This is a genomic window from Nonomuraea sp. NPDC050691, from assembly GCF_040654455.1.
GTDB lineage: Bacteria > Actinomycetota > Actinomycetes > Streptosporangiales > Streptosporangiaceae > Nonomuraea.
In genome coordinates this window covers 19,519-34,110 of the sequence record NZ_JBFAIA010000082.1, presented here as the reverse complement: position 1 = coordinate 34,110, position 14,592 = coordinate 19,519, and the positions used below count along the sequence as shown (strand labels likewise).

Annotated in this window: 13 protein-coding genes and 1 pseudogene; 9 read left to right on the top strand and 5 right to left on the bottom strand. The window is 71.8% G+C overall.

Annotated features, from left to right (window positions below; genetic code table 11):
- Window positions 1-12 precede the first annotated feature (12 nt).
- The 3 genes from AB0H81_RS26260 (at window position 13) to AB0H81_RS26250 (ending at window position 1,648) form a co-directional block, all read left to right on the top strand.
- Window positions 13-168 (top strand): hypothetical protein, encoded by a 156-nt coding sequence (locus AB0H81_RS26260; RefSeq protein WP_358379714.1) that lies wholly within the window; start codon window positions 13-15, stop codon window positions 166-168.
- A gap of 137 nt (window positions 169-305) precedes the next feature.
- Window positions 306-893, top strand: a complete 588-nt coding sequence (locus AB0H81_RS26255) for a TetR/AcrR family transcriptional regulator (protein WP_358379711.1) — start codon at window positions 306-308, stop codon at window positions 891-893.
- Window positions 887-1,648 carry an alpha/beta hydrolase gene (locus AB0H81_RS26250; protein ID WP_358379708.1) on the top strand — a complete coding sequence of 254 codons (762 nt, stop codon included), beginning with the start codon at window positions 887-889 and terminating at the stop codon, window positions 1,646-1,648. Before AB0H81_RS26255 ends, AB0H81_RS26250 begins: the two co-directional genes overlap by 7 nt.
- A gap of 39 nt (window positions 1,649-1,687) precedes the next feature.
- On the opposite strand, the pseudogene AB0H81_RS26245 reads toward AB0H81_RS26250, so the two are convergent.
- The 3 genes and pseudogenes from AB0H81_RS26245 to AB0H81_RS26235 form a co-directional block, all read right to left on the bottom strand.
- Window positions 1,688-1,864 (bottom strand): annotated as a pseudogene (locus AB0H81_RS26245) (IS481 family transposase); the annotation flags it as partial.
- A 195-nt stretch (window positions 1,865-2,059) separates the two neighbouring features.
- On the bottom strand, window positions 2,060-2,941 hold the full coding sequence (locus AB0H81_RS26240; RefSeq protein ID WP_358379705.1) for an NADP-dependent oxidoreductase: 882 nt from the start codon (window positions 2,939-2,941) through the stop codon (window positions 2,060-2,062).
- Between the two features lie 115 nt (window positions 2,942-3,056).
- Window positions 3,057-3,794, bottom strand: coding sequence for an SDR family NAD(P)-dependent oxidoreductase (locus AB0H81_RS26235; RefSeq protein ID WP_358379702.1), 738 nt, complete (start codon window positions 3,792-3,794; stop codon window positions 3,057-3,059).
- A 36-nt stretch (window positions 3,795-3,830) separates the two neighbouring features.
- On the opposite strand from AB0H81_RS26235, the gene AB0H81_RS26230 reads away from it, so the two are divergent.
- A complete protein-coding gene (locus AB0H81_RS26230) occupies window positions 3,831-4,727 on the top strand; it encodes a LysR family transcriptional regulator (RefSeq protein WP_358379699.1) in 897 nt (298 codons plus the stop codon).
- A 790-nt stretch (window positions 4,728-5,517) separates the two neighbouring features.
- Here the strand turns inward: AB0H81_RS26230 and glnA are convergent.
- Window positions 5,518-6,879 carry a type I glutamate--ammonia ligase gene (glnA, locus tag AB0H81_RS26225; protein WP_358379696.1) on the bottom strand — a complete coding sequence of 454 codons (1,362 nt, stop codon included), beginning with the start codon at window positions 6,877-6,879 and terminating at the stop codon, window positions 5,518-5,520.
- A gap of 147 nt (window positions 6,880-7,026) precedes the next feature.
- Here glnA and AB0H81_RS26220 point away from each other — a divergent pair, with 147 nt between their 5' ends.
- On the top strand, window positions 7,027-7,599 hold the full coding sequence (locus tag AB0H81_RS26220) for an EF-hand domain-containing protein (RefSeq protein WP_358379693.1): 573 nt from the start codon (window positions 7,027-7,029) through the stop codon (window positions 7,597-7,599).
- 8 nt (window positions 7,600-7,607) lie between these two features.
- Entirely contained in the window at window positions 7,608-8,615 is a 1,008-nt protein-coding gene (locus AB0H81_RS26215) for a terpene synthase family protein (RefSeq protein ID WP_358379690.1), read from the top strand.
- Between the two features lie 9 nt (window positions 8,616-8,624).
- On the opposite strand, the gene AB0H81_RS26210 is transcribed toward AB0H81_RS26215, so the two are convergent.
- Window positions 8,625-9,605 carry a DUF5937 family protein gene (locus AB0H81_RS26210; protein ID WP_358379687.1) on the bottom strand — a complete coding sequence of 327 codons (981 nt, stop codon included), beginning with the start codon at window positions 9,603-9,605 and terminating at the stop codon, window positions 8,625-8,627.
- A 59-nt stretch (window positions 9,606-9,664) separates the two neighbouring features.
- Between AB0H81_RS26210 and AB0H81_RS26205 the strand changes: the two genes are divergently transcribed.
- From AB0H81_RS26205 to AB0H81_RS26195, 3 genes are all read left to right on the top strand, one after another.
- The gene (locus tag AB0H81_RS26205) at window positions 9,665-10,858 is read left to right on the top strand and encodes an MFS transporter (protein ID WP_358379684.1); all 1,194 of its coding nucleotides are present in this window, start codon (window positions 9,665-9,667) and stop codon (window positions 10,856-10,858) included.
- Between the two features lie 187 nt (window positions 10,859-11,045).
- The gene (locus AB0H81_RS26200; protein ID WP_358379681.1) at window positions 11,046-12,950 is read left to right on the top strand and encodes a sensor histidine kinase; all 1,905 of its coding nucleotides are present in this window, start codon (window positions 11,046-11,048) and stop codon (window positions 12,948-12,950) included.
- 130 nt (window positions 12,951-13,080) lie between these two features.
- Entirely contained in the window at window positions 13,081-14,565 is a 1,485-nt protein-coding gene (locus AB0H81_RS26195) for a BTAD domain-containing putative transcriptional regulator (RefSeq protein ID WP_358379678.1), read from the top strand.
- Window positions 14,566-14,592: the final 27 nt, after the last annotated feature.

Below are 14,592 nucleotides of genomic sequence, written 5' to 3'. Positions count from 1 at the left end.
CAGGCCGCGCTGATGGACGACATGATCAGCCATCGGCGATCCGTCGGCGTGGAAGCCATGCGGATGCGGGAGGTCAAGGAGCTGATGGACCGCAGGATCGCCGACGGCCACGGCGACCAGGGCTTCTCAAGCCTGTTCGAGCTGCTGGCCGAGCACAGCCGCAGGTGAAGGCATCCCGCCCGGCCGCGACATCGCTCGAACCGTTCGGACGTCGGAGCCTGTGGGCACGGGTGACGGCTTGCGTCGGGCTGCCCCCCGAGCGCTAGACTGTGAACGAAAAACCAAACTGTTCATATGGAGATACCGTGCCATCGCCGTTCTCCGCGGAAGAGCGGTCGCGGATCACCGAGCAGCTGCTCGACACCGCCACCCGCCTCTTCTCGACCCAAGGGCTGCGCAAGACGTCCCTGGAAGAGCTGACCGCCCCCGCCGGCATCGCCAAGAGTTCGCTGTACGCCTTCTTCGCCTCCAAGGAAGACCTGTACTTCGAGGCGATGCTGAGGCAGAGCGAGGAGGTACGGCGGCGCGTGATCGACGAAGGCCTCAACCGCGGCAGCGACACCCGCGACGCGCTGCGGCGCTTCCTGCACGCCACCGTCGCCGAACTCGACACCAATCCGCTCTACCGCCGCTTGATGTCCCACCCTCAGGAGATGGCCACTGTCGCGGCCAAGCTCACCCCTGAGCGCAGGGCCGCCGCGGCGGGCGGCCCGATGGCCGACCTGCTGCAGTTCCTCGACACCCACGTGGAAGGCGACCCTCAGGTACTGCTGGGCGTCCTGCGCGCGGTCCTGCTCACCCCGCTGCACGCCGAACACCTGGGCGCCGAGATCTACCCGGCCGTGATGGACCGCCTGATCGACGCGGTCACAGAAGGGATCACTCCATGCTGAACGGCCTGCCCTACCTGTCAGCCGGTGAAGGACCGCCCCTGGTCGTCCTGCTCTACACGCCGCAAGCGGCCAACCCGACGGGCCTGGCGCGCTGGTCCACGATGCGGATGGTGCGGCCGTTCACCAAGAACTTCACCGTCTACGTCGTCAACCGCCCCCCAGGGCTGGCACCGACCACGACGATGCGCGAGCTCGCCGCCGTCTACGCGCAAGCGATCAGAACCACCTTCGGCGGACCGGTGAACATGCTGGCCATCTCCACCGGCGGCTCCATCGCCCTGCAACTCGCCGCCGACCATCCCGACCTGGTCGACCGCTTGGTCCTCGCGGGCACGGCCTGCACGCTCGGTCCGGTCGGCAAGCGAGCCCAGCGCGCCTACATCGAACGCGCGCGCCAAGGCAGGCGGCCAAGCCCCGCGCTGGCCGAGATCGTCACCGAGTCGGCCAGTGGGCGGACCCTGCTCAAAGGCCTGCTGTGGCTGTCGGACAGCGGCCAGAAGGACCACACGGACGCCGTCACCGTGCTCAACGCCGAAGACGGCTTCGACCTGCGCGGCCGGTTACCCGACATCAAGGCGGCCACGCTGCTGATCCAGGGAGAGAAGGACCTCGTCTACCCGCTGGAACTGGCCCGGCTGACAGTCGAGGGCATCCCCGACGCTCAACTCGTCGTCTACCCGGGCCGCAGCCACAGCGCCACATTCACCGACAAGCGCTTCGCCCCCGATGCGCTGGCCTTCCTGACAGATACCTGATCAAAGCCGACCATCGTTCGCCGGATCTCCCCACGGGCCCCGGCTGACCGTACGCCGGCTCACTGGGACGTCCTGCCGGCTGAGTTCGAAGGCGATCCGCGCCGCCGACCACTTGTGGCTGCGGCGCATGGTTTCGATCTGTACGACACCGCCGCCTGGGGTCGCGGTGGGTTGCCGGTGCGGCGTCGAGGGCCGGTCGACCAACCCGAGGTCGCCGAACCGCCGGCATCGATTCCCCCGTGTCGACGCCGTGGCTCACGCCTGAACTTCTCGCGAGGTTTGCTGGCGGTTCTGCCGAACATCGGATGTCGTCCGGGTTGTCGCGGCCAACCAGATGGCGGCCGAACAGCCCGGCGGGGATCATCCTGCGGTTGAGCAGAGCCTCGAGCGCGCTGCGTTGCATGGTGCCGGTCAGGGTCTGAGCACGATCTTGCCGTGGGTGTGTCGGCGTTCGAGTTCGGTGTAGGCCTGGCGGACCTGCGTCAGCGGGTAGACGTTGGCGATCGGGACTTCGAGGTGTCCGTCGACGATCAGGGCGGCCAGTTCGGCAAGTACCTCGGCGCCAGGTCTGGCGTTGGTTCCGGGTTCGGTCTTGACTCCGTACCTCGCGGCTGCCGCGAAATCGGCGATGGTGTCGATCCGCTCGACCGCGACGCCGAGGGCAAGGGCCAGTTCGACGTACCCGCCGCCGTAGGTGTCGATGAAGGCATCGACGCCGCTTGGTGCGGCGGCCTTGATCCGGTCGGCGACGCCGTCACCGTATGCCACCGGTATCACCCCGTGTGTTCGCAGCCACTCATGGTGGTGCTCGCTCGCCAGGCCGATGACCGTGGCTCCGGCACGGCGCGCGAGCTGAACGGCGAGCGAGCCGACTCCTCCGGCTGCTGCGGAGATGACGACGGTCTCCCCGATGTCGAGGTGCAGGGAATGCACCGCCCCCCACGCAGTCGCTCCGGCGACGTACAGGCCGCCCGCCACCTCCCATGAGATGCTGTCCGGCTTGGGTGTGAGGTTGTCGACGTCGACCAGGACCAGCTCGGCCTGTGCTGACCGCCGCTCGGAGAACCCCATCACCTCGTCACCGACCACGAATCGGTCGACTCCGGCGCCGACCTCGGCGACAACTCCGGCGAGGTCGCTGCCCTGTCCGGACGGAAAGGTCGAGGGAAAGATGTCGGCCATGGCGCCGGTGCGTATGGCCGCCTCACCGGGATTGATGCCTGCGGCCTTGACCCGCACGAGGACCTGCCCGCTCTCGGGCACTGGCCGGTTGACCTCGTCGACCCGCAACACCTCGATTCCACCGAACTCGTCGTATCTGACTGCCTTTGTCATCGTCTTGCTTCTCCTGTGGCGCGCGACGCGCGGCTGACGTCGAGAACGGGAATGGTGCGTGCTGGTGTGGCTGTCACCAGGGCACCGTTCCGGCGTCGTCGAAGAACCCGCCGGTCGGTCCGTCGTCGGGCAGGGTCGCGAGGTGAATCGCGATTGCCGCGCCCTGTTGTGGTGTGCGGACGCCTTGGAAACCGTTGAGGTCGGTGGCGGTGAAGCCGGGGCAGCCGGAGTTGATCAGGATGTTGGTGTCACTCAGTTCCTTGGCGTATTGGATGGTGAGGGCGTTGAGGAAGGTCTTCGAGGCCAAGTAGGCGGCGGGAACCGGGCCCATGTCGATACCGGGGGTGGTCTGCAGGGCGAGCGAGCCGACGCTGCTGGACATGGTGACGATCCGCGGTGATGCCGAGTTGCGCAGCATCGGCAGCATCGCGTTGGTGACCCGGATGACGCCGATCACGTTGGTTTCCACGACAGCTCGCACGGTCGCGGGCTCGACCGTGGTCGGTGTCTGTGGCATACCGCCGGTGATCGCGGCATTGTTGACCAGGACGTCGAGCCCTCCGGCATGGCCGGCGACCAGCTCGGCCGCGGCGGCGACACTTGCGTCGTCGGTGACGTCGAGCGGCACGCCGAACGCATCGGTCCCGGCCGCGCGCAGCTTCTCGACCGCGGTGTCGCGGCGTCGCCGATCCCTCGCGCCCACACCGACTCGCCAGCCAAGGGCACCCAGGCCTGCGGCGATCTCGTATCCGATTCCCTTGTTCGCGCCGGTCACCAGCGCGATCGTCCGTTCACTCATGCCGTCGATCATGTTGCGAACTCGGATGGGGCGTCCAAGACCGGTCAGGTGAGCGGCGATACCGCACGGGTATTGGTCCTGGTCAGCGCCGGATACGATGAGCTGGTGGAGACGCGGGAGTTGCGATACTTCGTCGCCGTAGCCGAGGAGTTGCACTTCGGACGGGCGGCACAACGGCTCGCGATGGCGCAACCACCACTGTCGCGGGCGATCCAGCAGCTGGAACGGCGGCTCGGAGTCGTTCTGCTGCACCGCACCGCTCGCGCCGTCGCCTTGACCGAGGCCGGGTCGGTGCTGCTACGGGAGGCCCGGATCGCGCTCGACGCGGTCGAAGCCGCCGAGCGCCGCACCCGCCGCGCCGCGGCTGACCAGCCCGGTGTGGTCCTGGCCACCAAGGCCGGAGCGTCCAGGGAACTCTTGTCGAAGCTTCTGCACGCCTACGCCGCCGAACCGGGCTCAGTGGCGGTCGAGGTGATGCTGTGCGGGCCGGGCGAGCCGGAAAGTCTGCTGCGCACCGGGCGTGCCGACGTTGCTCTGCTCCACCGGCCTTACGACACGACAGCCGGATTCGACACCGAGGATCTGCACACCGAACAGCAGGTCGTGGTCCTGCCCAAGGGTCATCCCCTCGCCGACCGGGCGTATCTTTCGTCGGCCGAGGTCAACGCCCAGACGGACCTGCCCCTGCCGCGCTGGCCTGGACGGGATGGCGCCCATCCGGACGGCCCCGGCCCGCTGGTGCGCGACCATACCCAACTGTTCCAACTGATCGCGCTCGGACTGGCCTGCGCCGTCGTACCCGAGTCGCTCCGAGACCAGCTCCGAGACGACCACGCCATCGTGCCGGTGCCGGACGCGCCGGCCGTCACGACCGTCATCGCCTGGCCGCCACGCAGCAGATCCAAAGCCGTCGCCGACCTCGTCCGCACCGCGACACGCCTCTAGCCGATACCCGCTGCAGCACCGCTGTTCGCAGGCCGCACGACAGTACCGAGCAGCACGTCGCAAGCCAAGCGGTGGGGCGGATAGGCCAAGAGGCCCACGACCAGGCCGACGCAACAACCGGACAGGCCGGCGACGACGGCGCCGGCCGTTCCCAAGCGCCCGACCGTCTCTGGCCAATCCGAGGTTCTCCCGCTGGTCACAGCAATATCGTCTTCCGGTCAGCGACTGGCGACAAGATGCGACCGCTCACGCCGGATTGACGAAGTCCAGCCGTGACCGCCACCGACGACGACGTCATGGCCAGCGACACCCAATGGGTTCGTGAATGACGGCTTGATCACCAACAATCCCCGCACCGCGCAATCGGTGAGGGCACCAGGCCCCGCCCGCGGCTGTGTGCAACTCCACCCGGTCTGCCAAGGTGACGCTCCCTTGGCAGACCCTGACGGTCATCACCCCACCAAGTTGCTGCTCTTCCCCGGAAGGACGGCGGGCTCGTCAGGCAGGGCGACTTCGCCATGGACGCCTGGAAACCCGCTCGTGAGTACGAGCGTCGTCCCCAGCCGGACACCGGCCAACGCGCGACGCCACTCCCGGTCACCGGCCGGCGTCGCGGGGGTGCGGGGGCCGGCAGGCCCGCGCCTGGGCGTAGCCCCTCATAAGGCGTCCGAGCGGAGCGAGGGCCATGCCTTTGGTCGGGGGTCGAAGGGGGCGGGAGCCCCCTGGGCAACACGTCTGAACGCCCAACGCGCGAAGCGCGCCCCCTCGTGAAGACCTTGCCCTGAGGCCCTTAAAGCACCGGCAGGTACCGGTCCAGCTCGAACTCCGTCACCTGACGCCGGAAGTCGCGCCACTCCGCCCGCTTGTTGCGCAGGAAGAAGTCGAAGACGTGCTCGCCCAGCGTCTCGGCCACCAGTTCGCTCTGCTCCATGACGGCGATGGCCTCGTCGAGGGACTGCGGCAGCGGCCGGATGCCGAGGGCGCGGCGCTCGGCGCTGGTGAGGGTCCAGACGTTGTCCTCGGCGGCCGGCGGCAGCTCGTACCCCTGCTCGATGCCCTTGAGCCCGGCGGCGAGGATGAGGGCGAAGGCGAGGTACGGGTTGCAGGCGGAGTCGAGCGAGCGGAACTCGATGCGGGTCGAGCCGCCCTTGTGCGGCTTGTACATGGGCACCCGGACCAGGGCCGAGCGGTTGTTGTGGCCCCAGCAGATGTAGGAGGGGGCTTCGCCGCCCTGGCCGGCGATGGCCTCGGCGCCGCCCCAGAGCCGCTTGTACGAGTTGACCCACTGGTTGGTGATGGCGGTGATCTCGGCGGCGTGCTTGAGCAGGCCGGCGATGAACGAGCGGCCGACCTTGGACAGCTGGTAGTCGGCGCCGGCCTCGTAGAAGGCGTTGCGGTCGCCCTCGAACAGCGACATGTGGGTGTGCATGCCGGAGCCGGGGTGTTCGGTGAACGGCTTCGGCATGAAGGACGCCCAGATGCCCTGCTCCAGCGCCACCTCCTTCATGACCAGGCGGAAGGTCATGATGTTGTCGGCCGTGGTGAGCGCGTCGGCGTAGCGCAGGTCGATCTCCTGCTGGCCGGGGGCGCCCTCGTGGTGGCTGAACTCGACCGAGATGCCCATCGACTCCAGCATCATGATCGCCTGGCGGCGGAAGTCGTGGCCGGAGCTGTGCGGGGTGTGGTCGAAGTAGCCGCCGGAGTCGATCGGCTCGGGCCGCCGGCCGGGCTCGGGGCGGTTCTTGAGCAGGAAGAACTCGATCTCGGGGTGGGTGTAGAAGGTGAACCCCATGTCGGCGCACTTGGCGAGGGCGCGCTTGAGCACCCAGCGCGGGTCGGCGTGGGACGGCGAGCCGTCGGGCATGAGGATGTCGCAGAAGATGCGGCCGGCGCCGGGCGTCTCGCTGCGCCACGGCAGGATCTGGAACGTCGCCGGGTCGGGCTTGGCGAGCATGTCGGCCTCGTACACGCGGGCGAAGCCCTCGATGGCCGACCCGTCGAAGCCGATGCCCTCGGCGAAGGCGCCTTCCAGCTCGGCCGGCGCGATGGCCACGGACTTGAGGAAGCCGAGGACGTCCGTGAACCAGAGCCGGATGAACCGGATGTCGCGTTCCTCGAGCGTGCGGAGCACGAACTCCTGCTGGCGGTCCAAGGCATCCCCTCTGAAAACAGTCGTCGTGTCCCTCCCAGCATGCCGTGTCCGTGTTTCGCACACGTTACGGGGGCCGTGGGTGCCGGCCGCGGTGACAAGCGGGTGCGAGCCTCGCTGACAAACCGTCCGCCCCCACCTACTGTGATCATGCAGTCGGTCTCGGGGGAGGCATGGGTGGCCATCGACCTGCTCAATCACAAGCTGGATCGGGCGTTCGACCACATCGACGCGGGCGGCGCCGGTACGGTCGCGCGCGGGGACCTGCTGGGGCTGGGGGCGCGCGTTCTGGTGGGTTTCGGCGAGTCTCCGACGTCGGTCACCGGCAGCGGGCTCGTCGACGGCTTCGACGCGATCTGGGCGGCCCTGGCCGACGCGCTGGGCCGCGACCACGACGCGCGGCTGTCGAGGGACGACTTCCGGGACGGCATGCGGGCGGCGTTCGTGTCGGGTGACCGGTACGAGCCGGTGTTCCGGCCGGCGACGGTGAGCGTGGCGCAGGTGTGCGACCCGGACGGCGACGGGCTGATCGGGCCGCGGGAGTTCCGGACGATGCTCAGCGCGTTCGGCACGGCGTACGACGACGTGGACGCGGCCTTCGACCGGCTCGACCGGACGGGACGCGGGAGGCTGACGGTGGACGGGCTGGTCGCGGCGGCCCGGCAGTACTACACGGGCGCCGACCCGAACGCGGCGGGCAACTGGCTCTTCGGGCCCTTGTGAGCATCGCCGTGATCGCGACCGTGAGGACCGCGCTGCGGTCCGTGCTGCAGTGGAAGCCGCTGGCCCCCGCCCCGCGGGCGGGTGAGGCGGACCGGCGTCCGGCCGGCCCTCCCCCGGACGGCGGCCCCTCGGCGTTGCTGGCGCTGACGGAGCGGGTGCCGGCGCTGGCCGCCCCGTGCCGGATGCACCCGGCCGTGTACGCGATCGAGGCGGCGGTGATCGACTGGGCGCGGCGCACCGGCCTGGAGGCGGACCCGGGCGTCGGGTTCCACCGGATCGCCGGGCGGGCGCTGGCCGAGTTCGACGCCGCCGCGGCGGCGCTGTTCGCGCAGTGGCTGACGTGGCTGTTCCACCTGGACGACGAGATGGACGAGGGGCCCGCCCGGCTGGAGATCTTCCAGGGGCTGCTGGAGGGCCGTTCGGCACATCCGCTGGAGGCGGCGTTCGCGGACCTGTGGCGGGTGACGAGCGCGCGGATGAGCGACCAGTGGCGGGCCAGGTTCGCCGCGAACCTGCGCCGCCACCACGACGCCTGCCGCGCGCAGGCGGCCAACCGCGCGGCGGGCCGCGTGCCGACGCTGCGCCAGTATCCGGCGCTGCGCCGGGCGACCGCCGGCCCGTACGTCTTCGACCTGGTCGAGCCGTGCCTGCGGGTGGAGGTGCCGGCCTGGCTGCAGGGCTGCGAGGCGTGGCGGGAGCTGGTGGACGCCTGCAACGACGTGACGGCGTGGTGCAACGACGTGGCCTCCCGGGCGAAGGAACGCGGCGACGGGCACAACATGGTGGTGGTCGCGGCGGCCGAGCTGGGGCTGGCGGAGCCGCAGGCGGTGGCCTGGGTGCTCGACCGGATCGCCGAGCGGTGCCAGGACATGACGCGGGCGGCCCGGCGGCTGCCGCTCGACGAGCTGGGGCCGCGCGCGGCCCGGGACGTGAGCAAGGTCGCGTGCGCGTACCTGGCGGCCCCGCGCGCGCACATCGACTGGCTGGTGGAGTCCACCCGGTACGCGTCCCCGTGAGTCGCGGGGTCAGGAGGCGTGGAGGGCGAGGGTGTCACCCGTCGAGGTGCGCCGGTAGACGACCTCCTTGCCGACGCGCAGCCCCACGGTCAGGCCGCTGTCGCTGAGCACGCCGAGGTGCTGGCTGACGGCGCCGCGGGAGATCGTCATCCGCTCGGCCAGCGCCGAGGTGGTGGCCGGCTCGGCCAGCGCGAGCAGGATCTGCGCCCGGCTGCGCCCGATGAGCGCGGCGAGCGCGCCGGGGACGGGCGGCGGTCCCTCCTCCCAGAGCGTGCCGACGCCGGACACCGGGTAGACGAGCATCGACTGGTACGGCTCGGACATGACGGCCGTGCCCGGCCAGAAGAACGCGCTGGGCACCAGCACCAGCCCGTCGCCGTGGAGCGGGCCGATCGTGTCATGGGGCTTGCAGGTCCAGGGCCGTTCGATGACGAGCCGCTCCCCCGTCCACGACACGGCCGGGTCGAGCCCGGCGAACAGTTCCCGCGCCCCGCCCTTCGCCAGCAGCCGCGACCTGCGCAGCATGTCGCGTTCCAGCAGCGCGTACACGCGCGGCCAGAACTCCGCCAGGCATGTCTCCCAGTACGCCTCCAGCGCGTCGGCCACCCGCGCCACCCCGGCCGCCGGGTCGGCGCGGAACCGCTCGATCACCGCCGGGTCGGAGCCCACGACCCGGGCCGCCTCGGCGCTCGCCCGCTCCGGCGGGGTGCGCCGCACCGCGTCGATCTCGCTCGCGAAGTCGGGGAGCGGCGTGTCCGGCGGCGGGGTGATGAAGTCCGCCAGGTAGCCGTCCGGGGGCACGAGCGCGAACAGCTCCTCCATGTCGAGCCCGGCCAGGCGGGGCCGCACGCCCTTGACCCACGGCAGGTGGACCGACTGCCGGGCCGGGTCGCGCAGCGTCCGCAGGCTGGCCACCAGCTCCCACAACGGCGAGAACGCGAACCTGATCCGCGCCACGTCCTCCGGCTTCAGCACCCAGGTCACCGCCATACGTTTTAGTGTGCCCTAAATCGTTGGCTCGTCGCCGCTCGGGTCATCACTCTTGACCTGTGAGCACCCCCGTTCTTGAGAAGCCCGGTTTCCTGCGGTCCGCGTTCGGCGGGCTGCCGCGCCCGTTCTGGGCGCTGTGGGGCGGCACGCTGGTGAACCGCCTGGGGACCATGGTCACGCCGTTCACCGGCGTCTACCTCACGCAGGAGCGCGGTATGCCCGTGGCCGCGGCCGGGGTCGTGATGGCCGTGTTCGGCGCCGGTTCGCTGGTGTCCCAGCTGATCGCGGGCGTCCTGGCCGACCGGATCGGCCGCCGCGCCACGCTGGCGGGCGGCATGCTGGCCACCGCCGCCGCGATGCTGTGGCTGGGCGCGAGCTCGTCGCTCGCCATGATCACGGCGGCGATGTTCGTGCTCGGCCTGGTGATCGACGCCTACCGTCCCGCGTCCAACGCGCTGGTCGCCGACCTCGTCTCCCCCGAGGAGCGTCCCCGCGCCTACGGGCTGCTGTTCTGGGCGATCAACCTGGGGTACGCGTTCGGCATGACCGCCGGCGGGCGGCTGGCGAGCATGGGCTTCTCCTGGCTGTTCTGGATCGACGCGGCCACCTGCGTGGCCTTCGCCGCGCTGGTGTGGCGGGCCGTCCCGGAGACCCGGCCGGCCGAGCGCGAGACGGCCGGCGGGTTCGGTGTGGTGCTGCGCGACCGACTCATGGTCGCGTTCACGCTGGTCATGCTGGGCAACACGCTCATGTACGCCCAGACGGTGACGATGCTGCCGGTCGCGATGACCGAGACCGTGGGGCTGCCGGCCGGCGAGTTCGGATTGGCCATGGCGCTGAACGGGGTGATCATCGTTCTGGCGCAGCCGTTGGTGTCCGGATGGCTGGGGCGGCGCGACCCGGCACGGATGATGGCCCTGGGGCTGGTGGTCATGGCGGTCGGATTCGGGCTCACCGCGTTCGTCACCTCGGTGGTGGGGCTGGCGGTGACGATCGTGGTGTGGACGGCCGGGGAGATCATGACGGCCGGCATCGCGGGGACCGTGGTGGCCCGGCTGGCGCCCGCCCATCTGCGCGGCCGGTACGCGGGGCTGTCGGGGTTCGCCTGGTCGGTGGCCTCAATGCTGGCGCCGCTGTTCGGCGGGGTGCTGCTGGGGGTGGGGCCGGAGGCGCTGTGGTTCACGGTCGGCGGGCTGGGGCTGGCGGCGGCGGCCGGCATGCTCGCCCTCGGCCCCGCCATCCGCCGCCGCTGACCCGGACGTCTGAGGTCCGCGAGCCGGCGATCGCACACGGCCCCGGACCTCCCTCGTCTCCCGACAGCCGTACGGCCCGAATGACGTTCAGGGGATGTTGAACGACCTTTGATCGGATGGTGGCACCCGTCCGATACCTTCCTCCCCGAGCAACAGCAGGGTCACCGGGGTGGGAGGACGGGTGGGGATGCGCCACGCTGCACGGGCGCGGGGGGCGGCGATCGGCCTGGCCTCGCTGGCCGTCGTCTTCGAGCTGACCAACATCTGGGTGACCGCCCGGCTCCCGCAGCCGTCGTACACGCCGCTGCCGTTCGCCCCCGAGGACGTCGCGGGGACCGCGTTCCCGGTGTTCGGCGCGGTCCTCGTCCACAGCAGGCCGCGCCTGGTCATCGGGTGGCTGCTGGTGGTGGGCGGGCTGGCCTCGGCGGCCAACATCCTGTCCGCGAACCTCAACCTGCTCATCGACGGCCCGCCGCTGAACTGGCCGATCGTGAACGTCACCTGGCAGGCCGGCGAGCTGGCCCTGGGCATCCTCCTGCCGCTCCTCTACCCGAGCGGGAGGCTGCTGACCAGGAGGTGGGGGTGGGTGGCGGGGCTGGCCCTGGCCGGCCTGGCCCTCGACTGGGCCGCCGTGCACGTCCGCAGCCATCCCCTGCGGGACGCGGCCCACTGGACGGTCGCCGCCGCCATGGGACTGGCGTTCGTGTCGCTGGCCGTGCGGTTCGCCAGGGGGGACGCGGTCGAACGACGGCAGTTGCTGTGGCTGCTGGTGACGCTGCCCGGCCTGCTCCTCCCGTGGATGCTCGGCGACCCGTTCTGGTGGCTGGCGTCGCTGGGGATCCCGCTCATCCCGGCGGCGATCGCGGTCGCGATCCTGCGGTACCGGCTGTTCGGCATCGACACGCTGATCAGCCGGGCACTGGTCGGGACCGGCCTGGCGGTGGTGATCGGCGGCGTCTACCTGGCGGCCGGGGCGGCGTCCAGCCTGTTCCTGTCGGGGGTGGACCGGGTGGCGGGCCTCGCGGCGGCGCTGTTCGCCGGGGCCTTCTTCCACCCGATGCGCCGGCTGTTCCTGCGGGGCGTGGACCGCCTGCTCTACGGCAGCACCGGCGACCCGGACGCGCTGGCCGACCGGCTCAAGCTGCGCCTCCAGCTCGCCGACCCCGGCCACGGGCTGCTGGCCACGCTGGAGGTGCTGCGCGACGGGCTGTCCGTGACGGGCGTGGCCGTCGAGGTGGACGGCGCCGTGACGGTGACGGGCACGCTCGGCGCCCCGGCCCGTACGGTGCCGCTGGTGTGGCACGGCGAGCCGGTCGGCCTGCTGCTGGTCGGCCCGACGGACCGGCGCCGCTTCCCGGCCGCGCACGACGAGCGGGTGCTCGGGACGCTCACGCCGTTCATCGCCGACGCAGCGCACGCCGTCCGGCTGACGGCCGCGCTCCAGCGCTCACGCGAGCGGATCCTCACGGCGCGCGAGGAGGAACGGCGGCGGCTGCGCCGCGACCTGCACGACGGGCTGGGGCAGTCGCTCAGCGGGATGGCCATGTCGATCAACGCGGCCCGCGTGACCCTGCGCTCCTCCCCCGAGCGCGCCGCGCGGCTGCTGACGAGCCTGCGCGACGGCATGGACGCCGTCACCGGCGACATCAGGCAGCTCGTGTACGGCCTGCGCCCGCCCGCGCTGGACGAACTGGGCCTGGCCGGGGCCGTCGAGGAGCTGACCGGCGCGCCGGTCGAGGCGTCCGGCGACCTCACCGGCCTGCCGGCGGCCGTCGAGGTGGCCGCGTACCGCATCGTGCAGGAGGCGCTGACGAACGCCCGCAAGCACTCCGGCGCCACCCGGATCGACGTGGCGCTGCGGCGCGGCGCCTTCCCGGGTGACTCCACGGGCGACTCGACCGGGGCCGGCTCCCGACGGGGCACCGTGTTGCGGGTGACCGTCACCGACGACGGGTGCGGCGTCCCGCCGGACGCGCGGGCGGGCGTCGGCCTGTCGTCCATGCGCGAGCGGGCCGCCGAGCTGGGCGGCACCTGCGTGGTCCGGCCGCGCGAGGGCGGCGGCACCGTGGTCCGCGCGGACCTCCCGCTGTGACGCGCACTTCGGGCTTCCGCCGGGAGAGCCGCCGGGCTTCGGCCGTGAAGCCGTTCTCCGCCCGCTCGCGAAGCACTGTAGAAGATCGCCATATACCCCGGTGGCAAAGGGCTCTACGCTTACCTCTGCCATGCTGACATTCACCGCGCTGGGACCGTTCCACGCCTGGTCCGACGGCGTCCCCCTCGACCTCGGCGGCCAGCGGCAGCGGGCGGTGCTCGCCCGCCTGCTCGTGGCCGGCGGGCGCGCCGTGCCCGTGACCATGCTCATCGACGATCTGTGGCCCGGCGACCCGCCCGCGCAGGCGCTGTCGACCCTCCAGGGGTACGTCTCCCGCCTGCGCCGCGCGCTCGAACCCGGCCGCGCGCCTCGCGAGGAGGCCGGGGTGCTCGTGTCGGCCGCCCGGGGTTACGCGCTGCGCGCCACGGCCGGCCAGGTGGACGCCTGGAGGTTCGAGGACCTCGTGCAGTCCGACGGCGACGCGGCGCGCGTGTGGGAGACCATGGACGCGGCGCTCGCGCTGTGGCGGGGACCCGCGCTCGCCGAGTTCTCGGACCTGACCTGGGCGGTCACGGAGGCGGGCCGGCTGGAGGAGCTGCGGCTCATCGCCGTGGAGCGGCGCGCCGGCGCGGGCCTCGCGCTCGGCCGGGCCACGGCGCTGGTCGCCGACCTGGAGGCGCACGCCTCGGCGTACCCGCTGCGCGAGGAGGCGTGGCGGCTGCTGGCGCTGGCCCTGTACCGGACGGGCCGGCAGGGCGACGCGCTCGGCGCGCTTCGGCGGGCCCGCGCGATCTGGCGCGACGAGCTGGGGCTGGACCTGACGAGCGGGCTGCAACGGCTGGAGGGCGACATGCTCGCCCAGCGCCTGGAGGAGCCCGCCGCCTCCGCGGCCCCGCCGCCGCCCGTCCCCGTTTCCGCCGCCTCCGCCGTCCAGCCGCAGGCGCAGGGGCCGGCGCTGCGGGTGCTCGTGGCCGACGACCAGGCCCTGGTACGGGCCGGGATGCGTACCGTGCTGAGCGACGAGGCCGGGCTGGAGCCCGCCGGGGAGGCCGCCGACGGCGAGGAGGCGATCGCGCTCGCCCGGCGCACCCGCCCCGACGTGGTGCTGCTCGACATCCAGATGCCGCGCCTGGACGGCCTGGCCGCGGCGCGCCGCATCCTGGCCGACGAACGGCCGCCCAAGGTGATCGTGATGACCACGTTCGGCAGCGACGAGAACCTGTACGCGGCGCTGCGGGCGGGCGTGAGCGGGTTCGTGCTGAAGACGTCCCCTCCGGAGCAGCTCGTGGCCGCGATCCGGGCCGCCGCGGCCGGTGACGCGCTGATCGACCCGGCCGTCACGACGCGGGTCATCGCCGGGTTCGCCGGCCGTACCGACCCGGCCTCTCCCCCGGCGCTGGCCGGGCTGCCGGACGAGCGGATCGACGTGCTCAAGCTGGTGGCCCGCGGCCTGACGAACCAGCAGATCGCGCAGACCCTCGCCCTGCCCGAGCCGGCCGTGGCCGCGGAGGTGACGGCGCTGCTCGACCACCTCGGGCTGATCGACCGGGCGCAGCTCGTCGTGGCCGCCTACGAGTCCGGCCTGGTCACCCCGGGCACCGTGATCACGAGATGACCCGCTCCTCGCCGCCCGGATGCCGAA